Genomic DNA, 24,830 nt, shown 5'->3' with positions numbered 1-24,830 from the left:
TAGTATTTAAGCTCTTTAGGGGGCTTTTCTTTACACCGCAAAACCGAACATAAGTTTGTGTTACGTTAGTAGGAGGCTTTATCTTGTATCAATTATCACTTCTTGAAGATCGAATCAAGACAATATACACCGGTATTGGAATTACAGATCCGAGTACATGGAACTTAGAGCTAATCGCTGATAGGTTAAAAATAATAGTTCATTATAAGAATCGATCTTCAGCAGCAGTAAAGTTGTTGGGCATGGCTTGCATTATACTTGATTCACGAATATCCAAAAAGAAGCAATGGGAAGACTTTTCCCATGAACTATGCCATCACATAAATCATGTAGGTGTTCAATACAAATTACCCCCACTTTTTAGAGAATTACAGGAGAATCAAGCAAATGCATTTATGTATCACTTTGCTGTACCAAGCTTTATGCTGAAAAACATCAAATTAGCGGCAACCAAGCGGGAATCTATAAGCCTCATATCTGATCTTTTTCAGGTTACTCATCCTTTTGCGGAAAAAAGATTGGATATGCACCTCCGTAAGCTATTCAGCTTTAAATACCAATCATTTATGATTCAAAAAAATCAAGAAAGGGAGAAAATCTTATATGCCAACAATTGAAAAAAGAGGCGAAAAATCATTCCGTTTAGTTGTTGATATTGGTACAAAGAGTAAGCGGAAAAGAAAGGTTAAAACAATTAGAATAGATGATCCGGCTTTATTAAAAACCACTAAGAAGCTGCGTAATTACCTGGAGAGTGAATGGTATAAGTTCAAAACAGAAGTTGAAGCCGGCGCTTATATCACACCTCACGAGAGAACATTCAACATGTTTATAGAGGACTGGGAGAAAAAATACGCCTACGGACATCTCGATGATAAAACTCTTGAGACTTATGAATATATTATGGGGAAAGAAATAAAGCCCTACTTTGGAGATATGTACTTAGACGAGATCAAACCAATACACATACTAAATTTTCTGGAAGAATATCAACGAGAGAATGAAGTTTCCACCTCAAGCATTCATGCAAGGTATCGGATTATCAGAGATATTTTAGGACGAGCAGCTGAGTGGAAAATCATAGACGAAAACCCTACTGAAAATGTAAAGCGTCCAAAACAAAAATACAATGAATATGAAATTTATACTGAAGAAGAAATAAAGGAAATCTTTATGTTACTTGATGAACACGCTCCATTGAGGAACAGAGTTATGATTAAATTTGCATTTACAGGTGGTCTTCGTAGGGGTGAGCTATTGGCGATCGATGAAACAGACTTATTTTTTGATACGAATGAAGTCAGAATTGATGAGTCTTTGCAATATACAAAGAAGAAAGGCTACCGGTTTAAAGACCCTAAAAGTAACTCTTTCCGTAAAATAACGATGCCACCTAATGTAATGCAGGAAGCAGCTATTTTGTTACGAGAGATCAAGAAGAACAAATTACTGTTGGGTGAATTGTGGAGAGGAACAGACAAGCTTTTATTATTTGGTGGGGATATGGGGCAGCCTCAGTATCCAACCTCCCCCAATACTTGGTGGCAGAGATTCACTAAGAGGCACAATATCAAGCCTGGGCGTCTCCATGATATGAGACACTCACACGCGACAATGTTAATAAATCAAATTGGGAAAGTACCTGGATTGAACATTAAAGCAATTTCCCAAAGGCTTGGCCACGCGAACGTTCAAACCACATTGAATATTTACACTCATGCTAACCGTGAATCAGATATATTAGTTGCTGATGCAATCAATAATATATTAAAAACGGGGACATTTTAGAGATATCTCTCTAATTTGCCACCCGTATGACACCCAATTATTTTAGACAAAAAAAATAACAGTCCCACCAATGCGGAAAACTGCGTCATGTCAACGTATTCAGATAAGCTTCCAAGCGGGCTCGAACCGCTGACCTCTTCCTTACCATGGAAGTGCTCTACCTGCTGAGCTATGGAAGCAATGGCTCCGCAGGTAGGACTCGAACCTACGACCGATCGGTTAACAGCCGATAGCTCTACCACTGAGCTACTGCGGAATGATATAGGCTTCATATACAAACATGGTAGAAAATAAAACAAAAACTGCTTGGCGGCGTCCTACTCTCACAGGGGGAAGCCCCCGACTACCATCGGCGCTGAAGAGCTTAACTACCGTGTTCGGTATGGGAACGGGTGTGACCTCTTCGCTATCGCCACCAAACAATTTGAGAGTGTTCTCTCAAAACTAGATAACGCGTAAGCACTAATTCAAAAGTGTGGTTAAGTCCTCGATCGATTAGTATCTGTCAGCTCCATGTGTCGCCACACTTCCACCTCAGACCTATCAACCTGATCATCTTTCAGGGATCTTACTTCCTTGCGGAATGGGAAATCTCATCTTGAGGGGGGCTTCATGCTTAGATGCTTTCAGCACTTATCCCGTCCGCACATAGCTACCCAGCGATGCCCTTGGCAGAACAACTGGTACACCAGCGGTGCGTCCATCCCGGTCCTCTCGTACTAAGGACAGCTCCTCTCAAATTTCCTGCGCCCGCGACGGATAGGGACCGAACTGTCTCACGACGTTCTGAACCCAGCTCGCGTACCGCTTTAATGGGCGAACAGCCCAACCCTTGGGACCGACTACAGCCCCAGGATGCGATGAGCCGACATCGAGGTGCCAAACCTCCCCGTCGATGTGGACTCTTGGGGGAGATAAGCCTGTTATCCCCGGGGTAGCTTTTATCCGTTGAGCGATGGCCCTTCCATGCGGAACCACCGGATCACTAAGCCCGACTTTCGTCCCTGCTCGACTTGTAGGTCTCGCAGTCAAGCTCCCTTGTGCCTTTACACTCTGCGAATGATTTCCAACCATTCTGAGGGAACCTTTGGGCGCCTCCGTTACTCTTTAGGAGGCGACCGCCCCAGTCAAACTGCCCACCTGACACTGTCTCCCCGCCCGATAAGGGCGGCGGGTTAGAAGGTCAATACAGCCAGGGTAGTATCCCACCGATGCCTCCACCGAAGCTGGCGCTCCGGTTTCCAAGGCTCCTACCTATCCTGTACAAGCTGTACCAACATTCAATATCAGGCTGCAGTAAAGCTCCACGGGGTCTTTCCGTCCTGTCGCGGGTAACCTGCATCTTCACAGGTACTATAATTTCACCGAGTCTCTCGTTGAGACAGTGCCCAGATCGTTGCGCCTTTCGTGCGGGTCGGAACTTACCCGACAAGGAATTTCGCTACCTTAGGACCGTTATAGTTACGGCCGCCGTTTACTGGGGCTTCAATTCGCACCTTCGCTTACGCTAAGCGCTCCTCTTAACCTTCCAGCACCGGGCAGGCGTCAGCCCCTATACTTCGCCTTACGGCTTCGCAGAGACCTGTGTTTTTGCTAAACAGTCGCCTGGGCCTATTCACTGCGGCTCTCTCGGGCTTGCACCCTAACAGAGCACCCCTTCTCCCGAAGTTACGGGGTCATTTTGCCGAGTTCCTTAACGAGAGTTCTCTCGATCACCTTAGGATTCTCTCCTCGCCTACCTGTGTCGGTTTGCGGTACGGGCACCTCTCACCTCGCTAGAGGCTTTTCTTGGCAGTGTGGAATCAGGAACTTCGCTACTATAATTCGCTCGCCATCACAGCTCAGCCTTATGGGAAACGGATTTGCCTATTTCCCAGCCTAACTGCTTGGACGCGGATATCCAATACCGCGCTTACCCTATCCTCCTGCGTCCCCCCATTGCTCAAATGGTGAGGAGGTGGTACAGGAATATCAACCTGTTGTCCATCGCCTACGCCTTTCGGCCTCGGCTTAGGTCCCGACTTACCCTGAGCGGACGAGCCTTCCTCAGGAAACCTTAGGCATTCGGTGGAGGGGATTCTCACCCCTCTTTCGCTACTCATACCGGCATTCTCACTTCTAAGCGCTCCACCAGTCCTTCCGGTCTGGCTTCACAGCCCTTAGAACGCTCTCCTACCACTGTTCGAAGAACAGTCCGCAGCTTCGGTGATACGTTTAGCCCCGGTACATTTTCGGCGCAGAGTCACTCGACCAGTGAGCTATTACGCACTCTTTAAATGGTGGCTGCTTCTAAGCCAACATCCTGGTTGTCTAAGCAACTCCACATCCTTTTCCACTTAACGTATACTTTGGGACCTTAGCTGGCGGTCTGGGCTGTTTCCCTTTCGACTACGGATCTTATCACTCGCAGTCTGACTCCTAAGGATAAGTCATTGGCATTCGGAGTTTGACTGAATTCGGTAACCCGGTAGGGGCCCCTAGTCCAATCAGTGCTCTACCTCCAAGACTCTTACCTTAAGGCTAGCCCTAAAGCTATTTCGGAGAGAACCAGCTATCTCCAGGTTCGATTGGCATTTCACCCCTACCCACACCTCATCCCCGCACTTTTCAACGTGCGTGGGTTCGGGCCTCCATTCAGTGTTACCTGAACTTCACCCTGGACATGGGTAGATCACCTGGTTTCGGGTCTACGACCACGTACTCATGCGCCCTATTCAGACTCGCTTTCGCTGCGGCTCCGCATCTTCTGCTTAACCTTGCACGGGATCGTAACTCGCCGGTTCATTCTACAAAAGGCACGCCATCACCCGTTAACGGGCTCTGACTACTTGTAGGCACACGGTTTCAGGATCTGTTTCACTCCCCTTCCGGGGTGCTTTTCACCTTTCCCTCACGGTACTGGTTCACTATCGGTCACTAGGGAGTATTTAGCCTTGGGAGATGGTCCTCCCGGATTCCGACGGAATTTCACGTGTTCCGCCGTACTCAGGATCCACTCTGGAGAGAACGAAGTTTTGACTACAGGGCTGTTACCTGCTATGGCGGGCCTTTCCAGACCTCTTCATCTACCTCGTTCCTTTGTAACTCCGTATAGAGTGTCCTACAACCCCAAGAGGCAAGCCTCTTGGTTTGGGCTGATCCCGTTTCGCTCGCCGCTACTCAGGGAATCGCATTTGCTTTCTCTTCCTCCGGGTACTTAGATGTTTCAGTTCCCCGGGTCTGCCTTCTCATATCCTATGTATTCAGATATGGATACCACTCCATTACGAGTGGTGGGTTTCCCCATTCGGAAATCTCCGGATCAAAGCTTGCTTACAGCTCCCCGAAGCATATCGGTGTTCGTCCCGTCCTTCATCGGCTCCTAGTGCCAAGGCATCCACCGTGCGCCCTTTCTAACTTAACCGTTAAAAAAGAATCACTACAGTTATTCTTGGTCTTACTTTTGAATGTGATGTCTTACTTATCGTTATCTAGTTTTCAAAGAACAACATCTCGAAGAATCGAATGATCCTTCAAAACTAAACAAGACAGGGAACGTACTGTTTATAAGACCCAAGGTCTTATATTCCGTTAAATATCCTTAGAAAGGAGGTGATCCAGCCGCACCTTCCGATACGGCTACCTTGTTACGACTTCACCCCAATCATCTGTCCCACCTTCGGCGGCTGGCTCCATAAAGGTTACCTCACCGACTTCGGGTGTTACAAACTCTCGTGGTGTGACGGGCGGTGTGTACAAGGCCCGGGAACGTATTCACCGCGGCATGCTGATCCGCGATTACTAGCGATTCCAGCTTCACGCAGTCGAGTTGCAGACTGCGATCCGAACTGAGAACAGATTTGTGGGATTGGCTTAACCTCGCGGTCTCGCTGCCCTTTGTTCTGTCCATTGTAGCACGTGTGTAGCCCAGGTCATAAGGGGCATGATGATTTGACGTCATCCCCACCTTCCTCCGGTTTGTCACCGGCAGTCACCTTAGAGTGCCCAACTGAATGCTGGCAACTAAGATCAAGGGTTGCGCTCGTTGCGGGACTTAACCCAACATCTCACGACACGAGCTGACGACAACCATGCACCACCTGTCACTCTGCCCCCGAAGGGGAAGCCCTATCTCTAGGGGCGTCAGAGGATGTCAAGACCTGGTAAGGTTCTTCGCGTTGCTTCGAATTAAACCACATGCTCCACCGCTTGTGCGGGCCCCCGTCAATTCCTTTGAGTTTCAGTCTTGCGACCGTACTCCCCAGGCGGAGTGCTTAATGCGTTAGCTGCAGCACTAAGGGGCGGAAACCCCCTAACACTTAGCACTCATCGTTTACGGCGTGGACTACCAGGGTATCTAATCCTGTTCGCTCCCCACGCTTTCGCTCCTCAGCGTCAGTTACAGACCAGAGAGTCGCCTTCGCCACTGGTGTTCCTCCACATCTCTACGCATTTCACCGCTACACGTGGAATTCCACTCTCCTCTTCTGCACTCAAGTTCCCCAGTTTCCAATGACCCTCCCCGGTTGAGCCGGGGGCTTTCACATCAGACTTAAGAAACCGCCTGCGAGCCCTTTACGCCCAATAATTCCGGACAACGCTTGCCACCTACGTATTACCGCGGCTGCTGGCACGTAGTTAGCCGTGGCTTTCTGGTTAGGTACCGTCAAGGTGCCGCCCTATTTGAACGGCACTTGTTCTTCCCTAACAACAGAGCTTTACGATCCGAAAACCTTCATCACTCACGCGGCGTTGCTCCGTCAGACTTTCGTCCATTGCGGAAGATTCCCTACTGCTGCCTCCCGTAGGAGTCTGGGCCGTGTCTCAGTCCCAGTGTGGCCGATCACCCTCTCAGGTCGGCTACGCATCGTTGCCTTGGTGAGCCATTACCTCACCAACTAGCTAATGCGCCGCGGGTCCATCTGTAAGTGGTAGCCGAAGCCACCTTTTATGTTTGAACCATGCGGTTCAAACAAGCATCCGGTATTAGCCCCGGTTTCCCGGAGTTATCCCAGTCTTACAGGCAGGTTACCCACGTGTTACTCACCCGTCCGCCGCTAACATCAGGGAGCAAGCTCCCATCTGTCCGCTCGACTTGCATGTATTAGGCACGCCGCCAGCGTTCGTCCTGAGCCAGGATCAAACTCTCCGATAAAGTAGTTTGACTGACTACGCACATCGCTGTGCGATTTTTATGTTAAAACTTTGAATTAACAGGTACGTTTTGTCTTGTTTAGTTTTCAAAGATCATCTTGTCCGCTTCGTTTGAAGCAGCTTTATTACTATACCATTCAGCTTCTTTTATGTCAACAACTTTTTTAAAAGTTATTTTGAAGCTTTTATGTTTTGTCTGCTGTTCATCAGCGACGAATAATAATATACCATGGTTTCTTTAAAAAGGTCAACAGTTAATTTCGTTTTTTTTCAAAGTCTTTTTGATTGTTATATTTGTCCGGCTTGTTTCATACGATTAAGCAAGGATTATGGACAAGATAAGGAGGCGTCATCTGGTGAATCATTTTTATGTGTGGCATATAAAACGTGTAAAACAAATAATCATTATCATCATCGCAGCTTTTGCCACAGCCGGTTTCTTTTATATACAAAAAGCAGTTCCCCTTCCTGTATTTTCGACTGACAGCGGTCCAAAAGCAATTTATAAAGGAGAAACAAAGTCTGATTCTGTTTCTCTCACCTTCGATATCAGCTGGGGAGACGAAAGAGCCTTACCTATTCTCGACACCCTGAAAGCCAACGGAATTAAAAACGCGACGTTTTTTTTATCTGCCTCTTGGGCTGAGCGTCATCCTGACACAGTTGCACGCATCGTAAAGGACGGCCACCAAATAGGGAGCATGGGTTATGCTTATAAAAACTACGCAAATCTGGAGAACAGCGATATTAAGAAGGATATTGTCCGGGCTCAGAACGCATTTGAAAAATTAGGCATTAAAGATGTGCATCTATTAAGACCGCCTACCGGACAATTCAACAAAGATGTATTGAAGATTGCGAACCAGTATGATTATACTGTCGTTCACTATAGTATTAACTCACACGACTGGACAAATCCGGGCGTTCAAAAAGTTATTGATAATGTAAGCAGCCAGCTTGCGGGCGGAGACATCGTCCTTTTACACGCCTCAGATTCCGCAAAACAGACTGAAGAAGCTTTACCGGAAATTATAAACCGTTTAAAAGAAAAAGGATTAAAAAATGTCTCCGTCGGGGATCTCATTGCAAATACCGAAGCTAAATCTTCAGAAATCAAATGAGTTTATTTCTCCGCAAACTTAGGCAGCATCAGCAATTGAAAAGCATTACAGCCCATTAAAGGAAAGAGCATTAAATAAAGCCAGTCCTCTTCATTTACTCTTAGAGCCGGAAACCATTCTAAAGCAGTGATGACAACCATTAAGAACAGAGATGATATAAATGTTTTTTTTGAGGACTGCTTTTGCTTCATGTATGCCGCAAGCAATCCAAACACCAGCAAAAACAACGGCAGCCAGGCATAGCCTATGATGGACTCTCCGCTGCCTCCAAAAAATAAAAACCGAACATACATTAAATCAAACGCTACAAATAAGATTAAAAACAATTGGAGCCAATTCCATAACGATGAGGATCTTAGGATTTCCAGTGCAAAACGATGAACAGTTAAAAACACAAAAAAGCCCATCTGACTGATTACGCTGAATATCATGCCCACCCCTACAAACCACAATAATACAGAGAAGATCTCACCTATCTCCAGGTTTATAAACAATTCTTTGTATTCTCCCCATTTTAATGCAAAACCAACGATACTCGTGATAAGTGCACCTACTGCCAATATAGAAAAGAAAAAACGAACAAGTCCACGGCTTTTCATTTCTTATCCAACCCCTAAAAATCGCAAATAGCGATATTTTGTTATGTATATTTTCAGACGGATTCTTCATATTAAAAGTAAGACAAGTATGTGAAAGGAGCTTAAGCATGTCAAAAGCCAAAACGCTATTGATAAGCTGTTTTTTATTATTATCTGTAACAGCTTGCGCTCCAAAAGACCAAGCAGCGGATATGGATTATGACCAGACTAAAAAAATGGTTGTCGATATATTAAAGACGGATGATGGAAAAAAAGCGATTAAGGAATTATTAAACGATGATGCGATGAATGAAGCGTTGGTGATTGATCAGGATGCGATTAAGTCAACGATTGAGAAAACACTGACATCTAAAAAGGGCGCAGATTTCTGGAAGAACATCTTTGAAGACACCGAGTTTTCCGAGAGCTTTGCTAAAACCCTTCAATCTGAACATGAGAAAGTCATTAAAAAACTGATGAAAGATCCTGATTATCAAAAAATGCTGATGCAGATTATGCAGGATCCTGAAATGAATAAGAAATACAGCGAGCTTGCTAAGAGCCAAGAATTCCGCAGTTACTTAGAGGAAGTAATCACTGAAACCCTTTCAAGTCCTTTATACAAGAAACAATTCGAGGATGAATTAAAAAAAGCAGCCAGCAGTTCCGCTAAAGAAAAAGAATAAGACGGCAACCGGGATTACAATCATCCCGGTTCCCCTTTATGCATTAACAGAAGCTTTCTCAGCAACTTCTTTTGCAATCTCATAATAAATTTCACCGATAGGGTGGCTTCTATCATAAACAGATGGCGCGAACTGGTCTTTATTCCAATCAGGCTGTTTCAAAGGAATTCTGCCAAGCAGCGGCACTTTCAGCTCTTCTGCAAGCTTATCTCCTCCGCCTTTTCCAAAGACATACTCTTTTTCACCAGTTTTTGCACTTTCATAATAAGCCATATTCTCAATAACACCTACGACCTCATGATCGGTTTTTATGGCCATAGATCCGGCCCGTGCGGCTACAAACGCAGCAGTCGGATGCGGTGTGGATACGATAATTTCTTTACAGCTCGGAAGCATGGTATGAACATCAAGTGCCACATCTCCAGTACCAGGCGGAAGATCAAGAACGATATAGTCCACTTCTCCCCACTCGACCTCATTGAAAAAGTTGTTGAGCATTTTGCCCAGCATAGGTCCTCTCCATACAACCGGAGCATTTTCTTCTACAAAGAAGCCCATAGACATGACCTTTACTCCAAACCTTTCGACAGGAAGTAATTTTTCTCCTTCTACGGTTGGCCGTACTGTGATACCCATCATATCCGGGACACTGAATCCGTAAATATCAGCATCAATCAAACCGACTTTTTTTCCAAGCCGCGCAAGAGAAATAGCCAGATTTACAGATACTGTTGATTTGCCTACTCCGCCTTTCCCGCTTGCTACCGCAAGAAATACCGGCGGCTGATCCCTATTTAACAGCGTTTCGTTCTTCGCAGAGGGCGCTCTGAACTTCGCTACTGTTTCTTCAGGCAGTTCTTCGAAACGGAGTCCGACAGTTTCAGCTCCTGCACCTTTTAGCACATTTACAATTTCTTGCTGGATCTGCATTTGTTCAGCAGTACCCGTTTTAGCAAGAGCAACTTTCACGCTGACATGCTGCTTTTCAGGCTTTATTTTCACTTCTTTTACTGCATCCAATTCTCCCAGAGGTCTTTGAAGAAAAGGTTCGCGCATTTCCCCAACTATCTTTCTTACTTCATCTTCTCTTATCATCGAACCTCACCCTTTTGTGTATTCGTTTACAAACGTTATTATATCATACATAAACAGTAAGGACCGCATGAGAAAACCCTCCTTATTCCGGAGGGTCTCCTTTTTCAGTGTAATACCTTAATATGCCTTTATATATAGAAGATGCGACCTTATCTTGATATTTTGGTTTCCCCAGCTGTTTCGCTTCCCCGGGATTGGATAGAAAGCCGACTTCTATAAGCGCTCCAGGTTTTGTGACATTTTGCATTAAGTATATCCCGTGAATCCTCTTTGCTTTTCGGGTTGTATTTTCAAGATTTGTTCTTAATTCGTCTTGAATGTATTTCGCTACTTTTTCATTTTCTTTGTATTTTCCATAATAAAAGCTTTGTGCCCCGCTCCATTTTTGGGACGGGATTGCATTGAGATGGATGCTGATATAGAGTTCCGCCTCTGATTTATTAATCAGTGTCACACGTTTTCTTAAATCTTCAGCTTTTCGTCTGCTATAGCCTTTCATACCCTCAGGAGCCAAATCAGTATCACTTTCTCTGGTCATAATGACGAGGGCGCCTTGCTCTTGCAGATAATCCCTTACCCTGTCAGCAACCTCAAGTGTAATATCCTTCTCTAAAAGCTCTCCGCCAACAGCTCCTCCATCCGGTCCGCCATGCCCCGGATCCAGGTAAATGATCTTCCCGCTCAAAGGCAGACTCCATGGCTTCCAGGAATCATTATTGTTGAATTGATATTTAAATAAAAACAGTAATATGATAAAGCCTAGCAAAAAACTGAGCCATTTAAGCTTTTTCCTCATCCCTTTCCCTCCCGCTTGTCCGTTATTAATAAATATGGGACAGGGTCGGGAATTATGATTACCGCATGCGAAGCTTACATTGTTTTTCTCTTTGGGTAAAGCCCTCCGTCCACCAGTCTTTAATAAACTGACGTGAGGCTTCATAAACCATTTTTTTATCAAAAGTGGAGTATTGCTCGTGTGTCCAATTATATAGATAATCAAAAAACTCCAACCGCAATTCTTCCTCTTCCCTTTCAGAGCGGGCATTTATGCTTTGCATGGATTCACCGTAATAACCGAAAATACCAAAGCGCCCTCCCAATAGGTAAGCTTCTATAGCAAAATCTATACAGCCTTCACTGATGATATCCCTTTCGTCATGCAGAAATGGAAATAACGGGGTGAGACAAGCTTTTACAGACTGAATGATCTCCCTAAGCGAGAGTTCTTTGAGTAAATTTTTTTCAAGTTCAAAATCTTTCTGACGTTTTACTTCTATAAATGATAAAACCTCTGCCATACAACGCACCCTCCTTTTAACATTTATTTTGAAGCTGGGCTGGGAAAACCATGCCCGCATTCAGATGGAAATTCCGCCAAAAGAAGGTGTCTGTAAAAAAACGAGCGAATTTAATAACAGAGGTGAGTTTTTAATGAGTAAACTATTTGCTCTTGGTGCGAGCAAATAAGCGAAGAAGAATTACTAAAGAGCAGAACGGGCGGTATGGGGAGCATACTAAAGACACGATTCCACGTAATCGACGGAGAAATAAGCTGGATATATGAAATATTAGGGGAAAAAGTTTTCCACTCCGATTATGTATCTTTAAAAGCATCAGCAATCAAACAGCTTTCAGTGGATTATCAGTTGAGGTAATCAACAGCTGCGGGGAAGAGGATGGAGTGTATTCAGGTTACAGTAAGCTGGTGGCTAAACAATTTAGTAAAGCCGACATTCTAAGACACGTCATGACTCATGAAATCCATCACATCGGGAAACTGCTGTCTGTTTGCCGGAATCCCTCCTGTGGCAGCAAACTTTTTCAACAGAACGATATAACTGCTTCCTCAGAAAACAGCATCCAATAAGAGGATGCTGTTGGTTTCACACTTTAATGCTTCTTGTCACTGAGTATGTATTAATATACTCGTCCAATACAAATCCGCCTTTATCTTCATAAAAGCCGGAAATCATAAATCCAGCATCAATCTGTCCCTTGATTTGGTCTTCTAATGAATGTCCAAACTCAAGTGCTTCATTGTTTTGGATAAGTTCTTTTACTTTTTGCTTTGGAAGATCTGCTGGATCGGAGTAAGGGATGGAGTGCTTCACTTTTAAAATGCCTTGCTTTTCTAACTCAATATCAAAGAGAAACACCACCGGATTGACAAAGCCGGAAATCAATGTGCCGTTTTTTTTCAGTACCCTATGCGCCTCTTTCCATACCGGCAGCACATTATCAATAAAAACATTTGAGACGGGATGTACAATGAAATCAAACGATTCATCCTTAAAGCGCCCAAGATCATTCATGCTTCCTTTTACAGTATGTAATGTAAGGCCGTCACGTTCAGCCACATATTGATCCTGCTGAAGCTGTTTTTCTGAATTGTCTAAGATGGTGACGTCTGCCCCCGCCGCAGCTAAAATTGGGCCTTGCTGGCCTCCGCCCGCAGCTAAACAAAGCACTTTTAGGCCCTTTACAGACGGGAACCATTCCTTTGGGACATCCTTAGTCGGCGTTAACCTTATATCCCACTCCCCGTTTTTGGCTTTTTCAATGGTCCTTTTTTCTACAGCAACAGTCCATTCATTGCCTGATTCTACTTTATTATCCCATGCCTTACTGTTGTGTGTTACTAGCGAGTTCATGAATCGTGCTCCTTAGTCATAGTCGTTTAGAGTATATCAAATATTTCTAGATTTTCATCGCTATCCCTCTTTGAAAATAGAAAAAAATTCAAAAATTTGCAACAATTGAGTTTTAGGGTTTCTTACTCTTTATATAAATCGCAGTGCTTTGGTTACTCAAATAAGTCTGAGATAGCAAATTTAGCCGTACTTGCCAGAACTCCCGCTGAAACTTTAGTGAGGAGGTAATCAGTTTCACCAGCTCCTCCTGTAAAAGAAAGAAGGGATATACAGATTACTGATACAGTGAATGACACATTATTACTTGGGAAACCATATGGTTGTCCCCCCCAAGTTCAGCGGAGTTATGTTCAGACAAAAAAAAGACCCCCAGCCCATAAAGGGTGAGAGTCTTTTGACAAGATGAAATTAACGTTTTGAGAACTGAGGTGCACGACGTGCGCCTTTAAGTCCGTATTTCTTACGCTCTTTCATTCTTGAGTCACGAGTAAGAAGTCCAGCGCGTTTAAGAGTTAAACGGTATTCAGGATCTGCTTCAAGCAAAGCACGAGCGATACCGTGACGGATTGCGCCAGATTGTCCAGCGAAACCGCCTCCTGTAACACTTACTAAAACATCATAGCTTCCAGCTGTTTCAGTCAGAGTTAAAGGTTGTTTAATATCTTCGATTAACGCTTCAAATGGAATGTATTCGTTGATTTCACGATTATTAACGACGATACGGCCTTCTCCTGGAACTAAACGCACGCGCGCTACAGAGCTTTTACGACGGCCAGTACCGTAATATTGAACCTGTGCCAAATTGGTAACCTCCCTTTTAATTAACCGCGAAGTTCGTAAACTTCAGGTTGTTGTGCTTGGTGTGGATGCTCAGAACCACGGTATACGTTCAATTTCTTGAACATTTGACGACCTAGAGAACCTTTTGGAAGCATGCCTTTGATCGCAAGCTCAAGCATTTTCTCAGGGTAGTTTGTACGCATCTCAAGAGCAGTTCTAGATTTCAAACCGCCTGGATGCTGAGTGTGACGGTAGTAGATCTTGTCAGTTAACTTTTTACCAGTTAACTCGATTTGTTCAGCGTTGATGATGATCACATGATCTCCAGTGTCAACGTGTGGTGTGTAAGTTGGTTTGTGTTTTCCGCGAAGGATAGATGCAACTTCTGTAGAAAGACGTCCTAGAGTCTTGCCAGCAGCATCAACAACAAGCCATTTACGTTCAATTGTACTTGCATTAGCCATAGGTGTTGTACGCATTGAATTTCCCTCCTAAATAATCTGTCATTTTCAATAAACTTCTGTTACGTTCTATTTCACAACACAATAAGTTCCGGGGCTTATCGTGGGGTTGAAATACATACCATATGATATCTTATAACTTTATGCAGACTCTGTCAAGAAAATGTTACACCTGGTTTAGTTGTCATAGTAAACGTGCCATAAATATAGTCCATGCCCGGGTGCTGTACGCCCCGCAGCTTCTCGGTCTTTCGCATCAAGCATGCCTTTCACATCGTCTGCGGAAAATTTTCCAGTACCGACATCTAACAGCGTGCCCGCGATAATTCTGACCATATTGTATAGAAAACCGCTCCCTACAATCCGCATTTGCAAACCGTCATCCGTGTCGGTCCAGTCCAGTTCATAAATAGTCCTGACTTTATCCCGCACTTCTGTATTAGCGGAGCAAAAGCTCGTAAAATCATGAGTGCCTATAAGGTGCTCTGATGCTTCTCTCATTTTCTGCACATTGAGACGATATGAAAAATGGTAAGCGTAATGCCGTTTAAATACGTCCGGGTGTTTTTCCGTGTACACAAAGTAGCGGTACTCTTTTTTGATCGCGCTAAATCGCGCATGGAACCCATCATCCGCATGTTCTGCCGTTTTTACGGCGATATCTCCCGGAAGCAATGCATTTAATGCATACGGCCACCTCTCTGCCGGAATAGATAACGGGGTATCAAAATGAATGACCTGTCCGGCCGCATGAACCCCGCTATCCGTTCTTCCGGAAGAAATCACCGGAACCTTGTCTTCAGACTTATGGAGAATGGCCAAGGCTTTCTCAAGCTCAGCCTGAACCGTCCTTTTTCCCGGCTGTACCTGATATCCGTTAAACAAATGTCCATCATAAGAAATCGTGCATTTCATTTTCATACGGCACCTCTACGACCTTAAGAAAAGTAACAGAACAGCCAAAAGTACAAGAGTAAGAATTACTGCTGTATCCTTCCCCGTCCATACAAGCTTTCTGTATTTCGTACGTCCTTCTCCGCCTTGATAGCCTCTCGCTTCCATGGCGACAGCAAGCTCCTCCGCCCGTTTAAACGCACTGACAAACAGCGGAACAAGCAATGGAACAATTGCCTTTACTCTGTCTTTTAAAGGACCGCTTGTGAAGTCCACCCCTCTTGCCATCTGAGCCTTCATAATCTTATCCGTCTCTTCCATCAAAGTCGGTATAAAACGTAAAGAAATCGACATCATGAGTGCAAGCTCGTGGACGGGAAGCTTGAGCTTTTTAAAAGGGTGAAGCAGCTGTTCCATTCCGTCTGTTATTTCAATCGGCGTTGTGGTCAAAGTCAGAAGTGTGGTTATTAAGATGAGGTACACAAATCTGAGAGAAATAAAAATCCCCTGAACAAGTCCGCCTTGATAAATTTTGATGAGTCCCAGATCTATGAGGACCGGTCCCTCACGCGTCATTAAAATATGAAGCAGAAAGGTAAACAGCACAATCCATATAATCGGCTTTAAACCCTTCAGCAAAAAGTGAAACGGGACTCTCGTTAAGGAGACAACACCAAATGTAAACACACCAAGCAAAGCATACGTCAGGGCATTATTAGCAAAAAAAACAATACAAACAAACATAAAGATGGTAATCAGCTTTGTTCTTGGATCCAAACGGTGAACAAGTGAAGAACCGGGTACATACTTGCCGATAATCATGCTATCCATCATAAGGTTTTCTCCTCCTGAAAGAGAGCGCGGATTTCGGCTGCAGCGTCTTCGATTGTCAGCATAGGCTTTTCAAATTTGACGCCGAGTGCCGTCTCCAGCTGCCTTTGAAATTTAATCGTTTCAGGGAGATCAAGACCCAAATCGGCCATTTCTTCACCCTTTGCAAACAAATCCCGGGGAGTTCCCGTTGCTTTAATTGTCCCTTGGTGCATCACAATCATTTCATCGGCGTACGCAGCAGCGTCCTCCATACTGTGGGTGACAAGTATGGTCGTCAAATTACCTCTGGTATGAAGCTCATAGAACATGCCCATAATGTCTTGACGCCCTCTTGGATCGAGTCCGGCTGTCGGTTCATCCAGGACAAGCACTTCCGGCTCCATGGCAAGAACGCCGGCTATTGCGACTCGGCGCATCTGTCCGCCGCTTAATTCAAAGGGTGATCGATCAAGAAGTTCCTCAGACAGCCCGACGAGTTTTAACATTTCTCTGGCTTTCTGTTCAGCATCTTCTTTTCTCACGCCGAAGTTCATTGGACCAAAAGAAATATCTTTCAAAACTGTTTCTTCAAATAGCTGATGCTCCGGAAATTGGAAAACGATTCCGACTTTTTTCCGAAGGGCTTTAAGCTGTTTATTTTTTTTACCGGCTTGAAGCACAGTATCCCCCAGCGATATCTGTCCCTTTGTCGGCTTCAGCAGTCCATTCAAATGCTGAAGAAGAGTTGATTTGCCGGAACCTGTGTGCCCTATTACTGCCACGTAGCTTCCTTCCTTAATCAAAGCATTGATATCATATAAGGCAAGCCGTTCGAACGGCGTTTTCACCTGATAGCGATGCTCTACATCTTTGATCGTAATGTCCATAGCTCTTTCACCAGCCCTTCCTGAGTCAGATGGTTTCCTTCCAGAGCCACTCCGCTTTCTTTCAACAGTAGGCTGAGCTGGAATGAGAAGGGCAGATCAAGGCCGATTTGAACAAGATCCTCATTTAATCGAAAAACCTCTTCAGGCGGTCCCTCAGCATACTTCCTGCCGCCATTCATCACAATGATTCTGTCAGCTTTAGCGGCCTCATTCAAATCATGGGTAATGGATATAACTGTGGCCATGCCTTGCTCTTTTAAATGTCTTACCGTTTCAAGCACTTCTTCTCTGCCAATCGGATCTAACATAGAGGTTGCTTCATCTAAAATAATAATATCAGGACGTGCGGCGAGAACTCCCGCAATCGCAACTCTTTGCTTTTGGCCTCCGGAGAGATGGTGCGGCTCTTGATCGAGAAAATCAAACATGTTGACTTGTTTTGTCGCCCAATCTACTCTCTCTATCATTTCTTCCCGCGGTACACCATTGTTTTCTAAACCAAAAGCCACATCATCGCGAACCGTCGTTCCGACAAATTGGTTATCCGGATTTTGAAAGACCATTCCAATCTTTTTTCGAACATCCCAAACTGATTCCTCAGTCAGTGGTATGCCGCCTACCTCAATCTCACCTGTCTCAGGCATAATTAAGCCGTTTAATGCTCTGGCCAGCGTTGACTTCCCAGAACCATTGTGACCAACTATTGCAAGCCATTCGCCCTCATACACTTGCAGGGATACACCGTCAAGTGCCGGTCTTTCTGCATCTTTTCGATACCGAAAAGTAATGTCATTTACTGATATCAAGTGTTTTTCATTCATGGACAGCCTGGCCTCCTCTCAACTAAAACTCTGCTTTTCTCTTCATCTTCTTGTACAAAAAGCTTTTGTATCTAAAAAAAGGGCATAGATCCAGTTAGAAACTGTCCCGCCCTTCTTTAGATACACAAAGATATGTGATTAAACCAATTCGATAATTGCCATTGGTGCTCCGTCACCACGGCGAGGACCAAGCTTCATAATACGTGTGTATCCACCTTGGCGCTCCTCGTAACGAGTTGCAACGTCAGAGAATAATTTTTGAAGTGCATCTTGGTTATTTTCTTCATTGGCAACCTCGTTGCGGATGTAAGCAGCAGCTTGACGGCGAGCATGAAGGTCACCGCGCTTGCCTAGCGTGATCATTTTTTCAACTACTGAGCGAAGTTCTTTCGCACGAGTTTCAGTTGTTTCGATTCTTTCGTTGATGATCAAATCAGTTGTAAGATCACGAAGCATAGCTTTACGCTGTGCACTCGTACGTCCTAGTTTTCTGTATGACATGTGATGTCCCCTCCTTTATTGGAATGCTGTTCTGAAATAAAAAACACACGAAAATCCTAGTTCACATCGAAACTAGTCAATCGTCTTTGCGAAGGCCGAGTCCGAGTTCTTCTAGTTTTGCTTTCACTTCTTCAAGTGATTTGCGACCTAGATTACGAACTTTCATCATATCTTCTTCCGTCTTGTTCGCAAGCTCTTGAACCGTGTTAATACCCGCACGCTTTAAACAGTTGTAAGAACGCACAGAAAGATCCAATTCTTCAATCGTCATTTCAAGAACTTTCTCTTTTTGATCCTCTTCTTTTTCAACCATGATTTCAGCATGCTGAGCTTCGTCAGTTAACCCAACGAATATATTAAGGTGTTCAGTTAAAATCTTTGAACCAAGCGCAATCGCTTCTTTAGGTCCAGTGCTTCCATCAGTCCAAACATCAAGTGTAAGTTTATCATAGTTTGCAACCTGGCCTACACGAGTGTTCTCTACCTGATAAGATAAACGAGAAACTGGCGTAAAGATTGAATCGATCGGAATCACGCCGATTGGCTGATCGTCTCTTTTGTTTGAATCAGCAGGTGTATACCCACGTCCTCTTTGAGCGGTAAGGCGAACTCGGAAACTCGCATTCTCACCAAGAGTTGCAATATGAAGATCAGGATTCAAGATCTCAATATCACTATCGTGTGTAATATCAGCTGCTGTTACAGTACCTTCACCCTGTACATCAATTTCAAGCGTCTTCTCTTCATCAGAGTAGATTTTCAATGCAAGCTTTTTAATGTGTAAGATAATTGTTGTTACATCTTCCACAACGCCTTCAATTGTCGAGAATTCGTGTAGTACACCATCTATCTGGATCGATGTTACAGCGGCACCAGGGAGTGAGGATAAGAGGATACGACGTAAGGAGTTACCCAGAGTAGTACCATATCCACGCTCAAGTGGCTCTACGACAAACTTACCAAATTTGGCATCGTCGCTGATTTCAACCGTTTCGATTTTTGGTTTTTCAATCTCGATCATTACTTAAAACCCTCCTTCAAAACGTCGAAACCTCGAATAGAATCATATGAGATTCCATCCGAAATTCCCCATTGTTTAGTCCCGTATGTGCTCAGGCAACGAGTCGGTGCATTCGTTTCATAAATAACTGTATCATAACCCATTATTGACAGGGACACAAAATCTATACAAACAAATTACACGCGGCGACGTTTTGGTGGACGGCATCCGTTATGAGGAACAGGAGTTACGTCTCTGATAGCAGTGACTTCCAGTCCGGCAGCTTGAAGTGCACGGATAGCAGCTTCACGACCAGAACCAGGTCCTTTAACAGTAACTTCTAGAGTTTTAAGTCCGTGTTCGATTGATCCTTTAGCAGCTGTTTCAGCAGCCATTTGCGCAGCAAAAGGAGTAGATTTACGAGATCCTCTGAAACCTAGAGCTCCGGCACTTGACCAAGAAATAGCATTACCATGAGTATCAGTGATCGTAACGATCGTGTTATTGAAAGTTGAACGAATATGAGCGATTCCAGACTCAATATTCTTTTTCACGCGACGTTTACGCGTGTTTGTTTTACGAGCAGCAGCCATTGTTTAGGTACCTCCCTTACTTATTTTTTCTTGTTAGCTACAGTACGACGCGGACCTTTACGAGTACGCGCGTTGTTTTTAGAGTTTTGTCCGCGAACAGGCAATCCTCTGCGATGGCGAATTCCGCGGTAGCTTCCGATTTCGATCAGACGCTTGATGTTAAGAGAAACTTCACGGCGAAGGTCACCTTCTACTTTAAGTTTGTCAATAACATCACGGATTTTACCAAGTTCATCTTCAGTCAAATCACGTACACGAGTATCTTCTGAAACACCAGCCTCTTTCAAGACTTGTTGAGCCGTTGTGCGGCCAATTCCGAAGACATATGTTAATGAAATAACAACACGTTTGTCACGTGGGATATCTACACCAGCAATACGAGCCATTCTCTGGGCACCTCCTTATAAATTATCCTTGTTTTTGTTTATGCTTTGGATTTTCACAGATCACCATTACTTTTCCTTTTCTGCGAATAACTTTACATTTTTCACAGATTGGTTTAACTGATGGTCTCACTTTCATGTGTTTCCAACCTCCTTCAGTTTCCGGAGTGCTTTATTTGTAACGGTACGTAATCCTACCACGAGTTAAGTCATATGGAGATAATTCTACCGTAACTTTGTCTCCAGGTAAAATGCGAATGAAGTGCATGCGGATTTTACCAGATACATGAGCCAAAACTGTATGACCATTCTCAAGTTCAACTTTGAACATCGCGTTTGGCAACGTTTCGACTATCGTACCTTCCACTTCAATTACATCGTCTTTCGCCATTCAAGTGTTCTCCCTTCTTCAAATCAGTAACTTGCTCTCTGACAAATTTCAAAAGAGAAAATCTCAGTTTTCCGTTTGTCACACGCCCTGTTTCGTTTATACTGTTCTGAACTTCCGGAGATACGCAATCATAAAGGGTTAAATGATTGATATTCTTTTTCTTAGGAGAATGAAAAGTACGCTTTTCTCCGTCTGCTATTAGCACATGATGATGATCAACAATTCTTATGACAACAGCAAGATGATTTGTTTCCCGCCCCTGTTTGATCCGAACAATCTGCCCTACTTCAGGCGGAAAAACAACTGTCTTCGGAATCATCTCATCACCTAGACTTTTGTCAGTATATCAAAACCCGTTTCCGTAATCGCAATTGTATGTTCAAAATGAGCACACTTTTTCCCATCTACCGTTACAACAGTCCAGTTATCAGCCAATGTTTTCACATAGCGGCTGCCAGCGTTCACCATTGGTTCAATAGCCAGAACCATACCAGGTTTTAGCCGAGGCCCTTTGTTTGGCGGACCGTAATGAGGAATTTGCGGGTCCTCATGCAAGTCTTGACCAACACCATGTCCAACATACTCCCTAACAACTGAAAACTGCTCATTTTCGACAAAAGTTTGTATTGCGTGGGAAATATTCGACAAACGTTCACCTGGTTTTGCTTCCTGCAAGCCTTTATATAAAGACTCCTCTGTCACTTCCAGCAGTTTTTTATCATCATCACTGATGTTTCCTACAGGATATGTCCAAGCAGAGTCACCATGATAGCCATTTAATTTTGCACCGATATCAATACTGATGATGTCACCGTCACGCAGCACCCTGTCACCAGGGATCCCGTGAACGAGTTCCTCATTAACTGATACACAAATGCTCCCGCGAAACCCATTATACCCCTTAAAAGATGGGATTGCACCCTGCTTGTTTATAAAACGTTCGGCAATTTGATCCAATTCTTTTGTCGAGATACCTGGTTTAATGTGCTTTTTCATCTCTTCATGAGTCAAAGCCACGATTCGCCCTGCTTCCCGCATGATATCAAGTTCACGTGGGGTTTTACAGATAATCATTTATTCAATCCTCCAAGAAGCTCTTTAATATCACCGTAAACGTCTTTAATGTCCTGTTGGCCATTGACGTTAACAAGAGATCCTTTCTCAGAATAAAAATCGAGTAAAGGCTGAGTTTGCTTCATGTTTACCTCAAGCCGTTTAGAGACGGTTTCCTCATTATCATCTGCCCGTTGATAGAGTTCGCCTCCGTCTTTATCACAAATACCCGGCGTTTTCGGCGGATTAAAGACTAAATGATAGGTTGTGCCGCAAACACTGCAAATTCTGCGTCCAGTCAGACGTTCCATTAAAGCATCTTTATCCACTTTAATGTTGATGACATAATCAATCGGTTTGCCGTATTCCTCAAGAATTGCTTCAAGAGCTTCAGCTTGAGCGACTGTTCGCGGAAATCCGTCCAGAAGAAAACCTCTTTCACAATCATCCTTGCCGAGTCTTTCTTTGACAATGCCGATTGTGACTTCATCAGGTACGAGCTCTCCCTTATCAATATAAGATTTTGCTTCGAGTCCGAGTGATGTTTCCTCTTTCATAGCAGCACGAAACATATCTCCTGTTGAGATATGAGGTATCCCATAATCCTCAACAATTCGTTCGCCCTGTGTACCTTTACCGGCACCAGGAAGCCCCATTAAGACTAAGTTCATTTCGGATTTCCCCCGTCTTCTCTTTTTTTAGAGGGAATGGATAAACCATTTCCTCTAATTTTTCATAAAACCTCGATAGTTTCGTTTCACCAACTGGCTTTCTAGTTGTTTCATTGTCTCTAAGGCTACTCCGACAACAATTAACAAAGATGTACCGCCAATTTGCGCACTTTGAGGCAATCCAGCGAATTGAATGAAAAAGATAGGAAGAATGGAAATCACGGCTAAAAATATAGAACCCACAAACGTAAGTCGATACAAAATGCTCGTAATTCTATCTTGAGTCATTTTCCCTGGACGAACCCCCGGGATATAGCCACCCTGTTTTTTAAGATTATCAGCCATTTGTTCAGGATTAACCTGGACAAAAGCATAAAAGTACGTAAAGGCAATAATTAAAGCAACATATACAATCATACCAACCGGGTGCGTGTTATCAAAGTTTGCTTGAATCCACTTTGTAACATCGTTAGATCCAAAAAATGACGCGATCGTACGCGGCGTTATAAGAAACGCAACCGCAAAGATTACCGGAATAACCCCTGCTGGATTCACTTTAAGCGGAAGGTGTGTTGACTGTCCTCCGCCAGCAGGTGAACGACCTGTGCCTTTAGCATATTGAATCGCAATTTTCCTAACGGCTTGCTGAATAAAAATAACTCCAACAATAACTGCTAAAATCGCAACTACTAAAAGAGCGATTGTTACAATATGCATAAATAGCTGATCATCGCCACCGACAAATTGAGTCTCATATATTTGCCCAACTGTTTTCGGAATACTAGCCACAATCCCCGCGAAGATGATGATCGAAATTCCGTTGCCTACTCCATGTGATGTAATTTGTTCTCCAAGCCACATTAAAAAAGCAGTTCCAGCCGTAAGCACTAAAGCAATAATTAGGTATGTGGATATACCGGATTTTTGAATCAGCGCACCATTGGCGAGATTGTTAAATCCATATGACATACCTAATGCTTGGATAAAACCAAGCACAATTGTAAAGTATCTCGTAAACTGAGCTAATTTACGGCGGCCGACTTCACCTTGCTTAGACCACTCGGTAAACTTCGGCACAACATCCATCTGTAGAAGCTGAATGATGATTGAAGCAGTGATATAAGGGGTAATTCCCATTGCAAGAATAGAGAATTGGTAAAGCGCCCCGCCGCCAAATGTATTAAGGAGATCAAATACCCCCATTTGAGTCTGTGCCTGTAATACCTCAGAGTTAACATAAGGTACAGGAATAAACGCACCTATGCGAAAGACGATAAGCATGAGTAAAGTGAATATGATTTTATTCCGAATATCACTCACACGCATAAAGTTGGAGATTGTCTTAAACAAGTTAGATCACCTCAGCTGTACCGCCAGCAGCTTCAACAGCTTCTTTCGCAGAAGCAGAGAATTTATTGGCTTTTACAGTTAATTTTTTCTCTAATTTACCGTTGCCAAGAATCTTTACTCCTGCATTAAGTTTGCTTATAACACCAGTCTCAAGAAGAAGTTCAGGAGTTACTTCCGTTCCTTCTGCAAAACCGTTTAATTTATCTAAGTTGACTACACTGTAATCCTTACGGTTGATGTTTGTAAAACCGCGTTTAGGAAGACGTTGGAATAAAGGCATTTGCCCCCCCTCGAATCCTGGGCGTACACCGCCGCCAGAACGAGCGTTTTGACCTTTGTGACCTTTACCAGCTGTTTTACCGTTACCAGAACCAATACCACGACCTACGCGGTTACGCGTTTTACGTGAACCTTCTGAAGGCTTTAATTCATGAAGTTTCATTAGGACACCTCCTTAGCCTATAATTTATTTTTATTGTTCTTTAACAGAAACTAAATGAGATACTTTGTTAATCATTCCGCGGATCGCTGCGTTATCTTCATGCACAACGGTTTGGTTAGTTTTCTTTAAACCAAGCGTTCTCACAGTAACACGCTGATCTTCCGGACGACCGATTACACTGCGTTTGAGGGTAATTTCTAATTTAGCCATTAATGTTCCCTCCTTATCCTAACAGTTCTTCTACAGATTTTCCACGAAGCTTCGCAACATCTTCAGCACGCTTAAGCTCACTTAAACCTTGAAGTGTTGCACGAATCATGTTGATCGGTGTGTTAGAACCTAAAGACTTAGAAAGGATGTCAGCTACACCAGCAAGCTCAAGTACCGCACGTACAGGGCCTCCAGCGATAACTCCAGTACCTTCAGAAGCAGGTTTTAACAAGATGTTACCTGCACCGAAACGTCCGATGATTTCGTGTGGAATTGTAGTTCCAACCATTGGTACTTCAATCAAATTCTTTTTCGCATCTTCAACAGCCTTACGGATCGCTTCTGGTACTTCTTGCGCTTTACCAGTACCGAATCCTACGTGACCGTTTTTGTCGCCGACAACGACAAGAGCTGCGAAACGGAAACGACGACCACCTTTAACAACTTTCGCTACGCGGTTAACCGTAACTAAGCGTTCTTCTAACTCTAATTTGCTTGGGTCAATACGACGCATAGTCATGTGTCCCT

30 protein-coding genes, 2 tRNA genes and 3 rRNA genes are annotated in these 24,830 nt (G+C 43.9%); 6 read left to right on the top strand and 29 right to left on the bottom strand.

Going from position 1 to position 24,830, the window contains the following annotated elements; all coding sequences use genetic code 11:
• The first annotated feature begins 83 nt into the window (after positions 1 to 83).
• Together AAHT65_RS07435 and AAHT65_RS07430 are read left to right on the top strand one after the other, a co-directional pair.
• Complete coding sequence (locus AAHT65_RS07435) at positions 84 to 617, top strand: ImmA/IrrE family metallo-endopeptidase (RefSeq protein ID WP_343311225.1); 534 nt, start codon at positions 84 to 86, stop codon at positions 615 to 617.
• Positions 604 to 1,788 (top strand): site-specific integrase, encoded by a 1,185-nt coding sequence (locus tag AAHT65_RS07430; RefSeq protein WP_343311224.1) that lies wholly within the window; start codon positions 604 to 606, stop codon positions 1,786 to 1,788. Before AAHT65_RS07435 ends, AAHT65_RS07430 begins: the two co-directional genes overlap by 14 nt.
• Before the next feature lie 106 nt (positions 1,789 to 1,894).
• On the opposite strand, the gene AAHT65_RS07425 is transcribed toward AAHT65_RS07430, so the two are convergent.
• The 5 genes from AAHT65_RS07425 to AAHT65_RS07405 all read right to left on the bottom strand — a co-directional run bounded on the left by AAHT65_RS07425 (position 1,895) and on the right by AAHT65_RS07405 (position 6,922).
• Positions 1,895 to 1,967 (bottom strand) — tRNA-Thr (locus AAHT65_RS07425).
• Between the two features lie 2 nt (positions 1,968 to 1,969).
• Positions 1,970 to 2,044, bottom strand: a tRNA-Asn gene (locus AAHT65_RS07420).
• Positions 2,045 to 2,092: 48 nt separating this feature from the next.
• Positions 2,093 to 2,208, bottom strand: a 5S ribosomal RNA gene (gene rrf, locus AAHT65_RS07415).
• 55 nt (positions 2,209 to 2,263) lie between these two features.
• Positions 2,264 to 5,191, bottom strand: a 23S ribosomal RNA gene (locus AAHT65_RS07410).
• A gap of 181 nt (positions 5,192 to 5,372) precedes the next feature.
• A 16S ribosomal RNA gene (locus AAHT65_RS07405) occupies positions 5,373 to 6,922 on the bottom strand.
• The 16S, 23S and 5S rRNA genes sit together here with 2 tRNA genes alongside, the layout of an rRNA operon.
• A 355-nt stretch (positions 6,923 to 7,277) precedes the next feature.
• Between AAHT65_RS07405 and pdaB the strand changes: the two genes are divergently transcribed.
• Positions 7,278 to 8,042: a polysaccharide deacetylase family sporulation protein PdaB gene (pdaB, locus tag AAHT65_RS07400; RefSeq protein ID WP_088116370.1), complete on the top strand. Its 765-nt coding sequence runs from the start codon at positions 7,278 to 7,280 to the stop codon at positions 8,040 to 8,042.
• Positions 8,043 to 8,044: 2 nt separating this feature from the next.
• Here the strand turns inward: pdaB and kbaA are convergent, their stop codons facing one another.
• Positions 8,045 to 8,641, bottom strand: a complete 597-nt coding sequence (gene kbaA / locus AAHT65_RS07395; RefSeq protein ID WP_010787441.1) for a KinB-signaling pathway activation protein — start codon at positions 8,639 to 8,641, stop codon at positions 8,045 to 8,047.
• Between the two features lie 107 nt (positions 8,642 to 8,748).
• Between kbaA and gerD the strand changes: the two genes are divergently transcribed.
• On the top strand, positions 8,749 to 9,306 hold the full coding sequence (gene gerD, locus AAHT65_RS07390; protein ID WP_003328251.1) for a spore germination lipoprotein GerD: 558 nt from the start codon (positions 8,749 to 8,751) through the stop codon (positions 9,304 to 9,306).
• 36 nt (positions 9,307 to 9,342) lie between these two features.
• On the opposite strand, the gene AAHT65_RS07385 is transcribed toward gerD, so the two are convergent.
• The 3 genes from AAHT65_RS07385 to AAHT65_RS07375 form a co-directional block, all read right to left on the bottom strand.
• A complete protein-coding gene (locus AAHT65_RS07385; protein WP_343311223.1) occupies positions 9,343 to 10,401 on the bottom strand; it encodes an Mrp/NBP35 family ATP-binding protein in 1,059 nt (352 codons plus the stop codon).
• 82 nt (positions 10,402 to 10,483) lie between these two features.
• Positions 10,484 to 11,197: an N-acetylmuramoyl-L-alanine amidase CwlD gene (gene cwlD / locus AAHT65_RS07380; RefSeq protein WP_010787439.1), complete on the bottom strand. Its 714-nt coding sequence runs from the start codon at positions 11,195 to 11,197 to the stop codon at positions 10,484 to 10,486.
• A 58-nt stretch (positions 11,198 to 11,255) separates the two neighbouring features.
• Positions 11,256 to 11,699, bottom strand: coding sequence for a DUF2521 family protein (locus tag AAHT65_RS07375; protein ID WP_010787438.1), 444 nt, complete (start codon positions 11,697 to 11,699; stop codon positions 11,256 to 11,258).
• A gap of 204 nt (positions 11,700 to 11,903) precedes the next feature.
• Between AAHT65_RS07375 and AAHT65_RS21605 the strand changes: the two genes are divergently transcribed.
• Positions 11,904 to 12,056, top strand: coding sequence for a hypothetical protein (locus AAHT65_RS21605; RefSeq protein ID WP_425524847.1), 153 nt, complete (start codon positions 11,904 to 11,906; stop codon positions 12,054 to 12,056).
• A 26-nt stretch (positions 12,057 to 12,082) separates the two neighbouring features.
• Entirely contained in the window at positions 12,083 to 12,268 is a 186-nt protein-coding gene (locus AAHT65_RS21600) for a DinB family protein (protein WP_425524846.1), read from the top strand.
• 16 nt (positions 12,269 to 12,284) lie between these two features.
• Here the strand turns inward: AAHT65_RS21600 and AAHT65_RS07370 are convergent, their stop codons facing one another.
• From AAHT65_RS07370 to rpsE, 20 genes are all read right to left on the bottom strand, one after another.
• Complete coding sequence (locus tag AAHT65_RS07370; RefSeq protein ID WP_343311222.1) at positions 12,285 to 13,052, bottom strand: class I SAM-dependent methyltransferase; 768 nt, start codon at positions 13,050 to 13,052, stop codon at positions 12,285 to 12,287.
• A 408-nt stretch (positions 13,053 to 13,460) separates the two neighbouring features.
• Entirely contained in the window at positions 13,461 to 13,853 is a 393-nt protein-coding gene (gene rpsI, locus AAHT65_RS07365; protein WP_003328256.1) for a 30S ribosomal protein S9, read from the bottom strand.
• Positions 13,854 to 13,873: 20 nt separating this feature from the next.
• Positions 13,874 to 14,311 carry a 50S ribosomal protein L13 gene (gene rplM, locus AAHT65_RS07360; protein ID WP_003328257.1) on the bottom strand — a complete coding sequence of 146 codons (438 nt, stop codon included), beginning with the start codon at positions 14,309 to 14,311 and terminating at the stop codon, positions 13,874 to 13,876.
• Positions 14,312 to 14,470: 159 nt separating this feature from the next.
• The gene (truA, locus tag AAHT65_RS07355) at positions 14,471 to 15,214 is read right to left on the bottom strand and encodes a tRNA pseudouridine(38-40) synthase TruA (RefSeq protein ID WP_003328258.1); all 744 of its coding nucleotides are present in this window, start codon (positions 15,212 to 15,214) and stop codon (positions 14,471 to 14,473) included.
• A 9-nt stretch (positions 15,215 to 15,223) separates the two neighbouring features.
• Entirely contained in the window at positions 15,224 to 16,021 is a 798-nt protein-coding gene (locus AAHT65_RS07350) for an energy-coupling factor transporter transmembrane component T family protein (RefSeq protein ID WP_013390724.1), read from the bottom strand.
• Positions 16,018 to 16,887, bottom strand: coding sequence for an energy-coupling factor ABC transporter ATP-binding protein (locus tag AAHT65_RS07345; RefSeq protein WP_343311221.1), 870 nt, complete (start codon positions 16,885 to 16,887; stop codon positions 16,018 to 16,020). Before AAHT65_RS07345 ends, AAHT65_RS07350 begins: the two co-directional genes overlap by 4 nt.
• Positions 16,863 to 17,708: an energy-coupling factor ABC transporter ATP-binding protein gene (locus AAHT65_RS07340; protein ID WP_010787432.1), complete on the bottom strand. Its 846-nt coding sequence runs from the start codon at positions 17,706 to 17,708 to the stop codon at positions 16,863 to 16,865. The genes AAHT65_RS07345 and AAHT65_RS07340 overlap by 25 nt, the downstream gene beginning before the upstream one ends.
• A 138-nt stretch (positions 17,709 to 17,846) precedes the next feature.
• Positions 17,847 to 18,209, bottom strand: a complete 363-nt coding sequence (rplQ, locus tag AAHT65_RS07335) for a 50S ribosomal protein L17 (protein WP_003328263.1) — start codon at positions 18,207 to 18,209, stop codon at positions 17,847 to 17,849.
• Positions 18,210 to 18,285: 76 nt separating this feature from the next.
• Complete coding sequence (locus tag AAHT65_RS07330; RefSeq protein WP_003328264.1) at positions 18,286 to 19,230, bottom strand: DNA-directed RNA polymerase subunit alpha; 945 nt, start codon at positions 19,228 to 19,230, stop codon at positions 18,286 to 18,288.
• Positions 19,231 to 19,406: 176 nt separating this feature from the next.
• Complete coding sequence (gene rpsK, locus AAHT65_RS07325; protein WP_010787431.1) at positions 19,407 to 19,802, bottom strand: 30S ribosomal protein S11; 396 nt, start codon at positions 19,800 to 19,802, stop codon at positions 19,407 to 19,409.
• Between the two features lie 20 nt (positions 19,803 to 19,822).
• Complete coding sequence (gene rpsM / locus AAHT65_RS07320; RefSeq protein WP_003328266.1) at positions 19,823 to 20,188, bottom strand: 30S ribosomal protein S13; 366 nt, start codon at positions 20,186 to 20,188, stop codon at positions 19,823 to 19,825.
• Between the two features lie 22 nt (positions 20,189 to 20,210).
• The gene (gene rpmJ / locus AAHT65_RS07315; protein ID WP_003156543.1) at positions 20,211 to 20,324 is read right to left on the bottom strand and encodes a 50S ribosomal protein L36; all 114 of its coding nucleotides are present in this window, start codon (positions 20,322 to 20,324) and stop codon (positions 20,211 to 20,213) included.
• A 33-nt stretch (positions 20,325 to 20,357) separates the two neighbouring features.
• A complete protein-coding gene (gene infA / locus AAHT65_RS07310) occupies positions 20,358 to 20,576 on the bottom strand; it encodes a translation initiation factor IF-1 (protein ID WP_003156508.1) in 219 nt (72 codons plus the stop codon).
• Complete coding sequence (locus AAHT65_RS07305; protein WP_343311220.1) at positions 20,554 to 20,895, bottom strand: KOW domain-containing RNA-binding protein; 342 nt, start codon at positions 20,893 to 20,895, stop codon at positions 20,554 to 20,556. The genes infA and AAHT65_RS07305 overlap by 23 nt, the downstream gene beginning before the upstream one ends.
• Before the next feature lie 8 nt (positions 20,896 to 20,903).
• Entirely contained in the window at positions 20,904 to 21,650 is a 747-nt protein-coding gene (gene map, locus AAHT65_RS07300) for a type I methionyl aminopeptidase (RefSeq protein WP_003328268.1), read from the bottom strand.
• Positions 21,647 to 22,300 (bottom strand): adenylate kinase, encoded by a 654-nt coding sequence (locus AAHT65_RS07295; protein ID WP_003328269.1) that lies wholly within the window; start codon positions 22,298 to 22,300, stop codon positions 21,647 to 21,649. Before AAHT65_RS07295 ends, map begins: the two co-directional genes overlap by 4 nt.
• Positions 22,301 to 22,354: 54 nt before the next feature.
• Positions 22,355 to 23,650, bottom strand: a complete 1,296-nt coding sequence (gene secY, locus AAHT65_RS07290) for a preprotein translocase subunit SecY (RefSeq protein WP_010787430.1) — start codon at positions 23,648 to 23,650, stop codon at positions 22,355 to 22,357.
• Between the two features lies 1 nt (position 23,651).
• On the bottom strand, positions 23,652 to 24,092 hold the full coding sequence (gene rplO / locus AAHT65_RS07285) for a 50S ribosomal protein L15 (RefSeq protein ID WP_003328272.1): 441 nt from the start codon (positions 24,090 to 24,092) through the stop codon (positions 23,652 to 23,654).
• Between the two features lie 30 nt (positions 24,093 to 24,122).
• On the bottom strand, positions 24,123 to 24,302 hold the full coding sequence (rpmD, locus tag AAHT65_RS07280) for a 50S ribosomal protein L30 (protein ID WP_003156497.1): 180 nt from the start codon (positions 24,300 to 24,302) through the stop codon (positions 24,123 to 24,125).
• Between the two features lie 13 nt (positions 24,303 to 24,315).
• On the bottom strand, positions 24,316 to 24,816 hold the full coding sequence (gene rpsE / locus AAHT65_RS07275) for a 30S ribosomal protein S5 (RefSeq protein ID WP_003328273.1): 501 nt from the start codon (positions 24,814 to 24,816) through the stop codon (positions 24,316 to 24,318).
• Positions 24,817 to 24,830 lie beyond the last annotated feature (14 nt).

The sequence above is a fragment of the Bacillus atrophaeus genome (genome assembly GCF_039519175.1).
Taxonomy (GTDB): domain Bacteria; phylum Bacillota; class Bacilli; order Bacillales; family Bacillaceae; genus Bacillus; species Bacillus atrophaeus.
The sequence above is the reverse complement of the archived record's forward strand: the minus strand, read 5'-3'. Positions and strand labels throughout refer to the sequence as shown.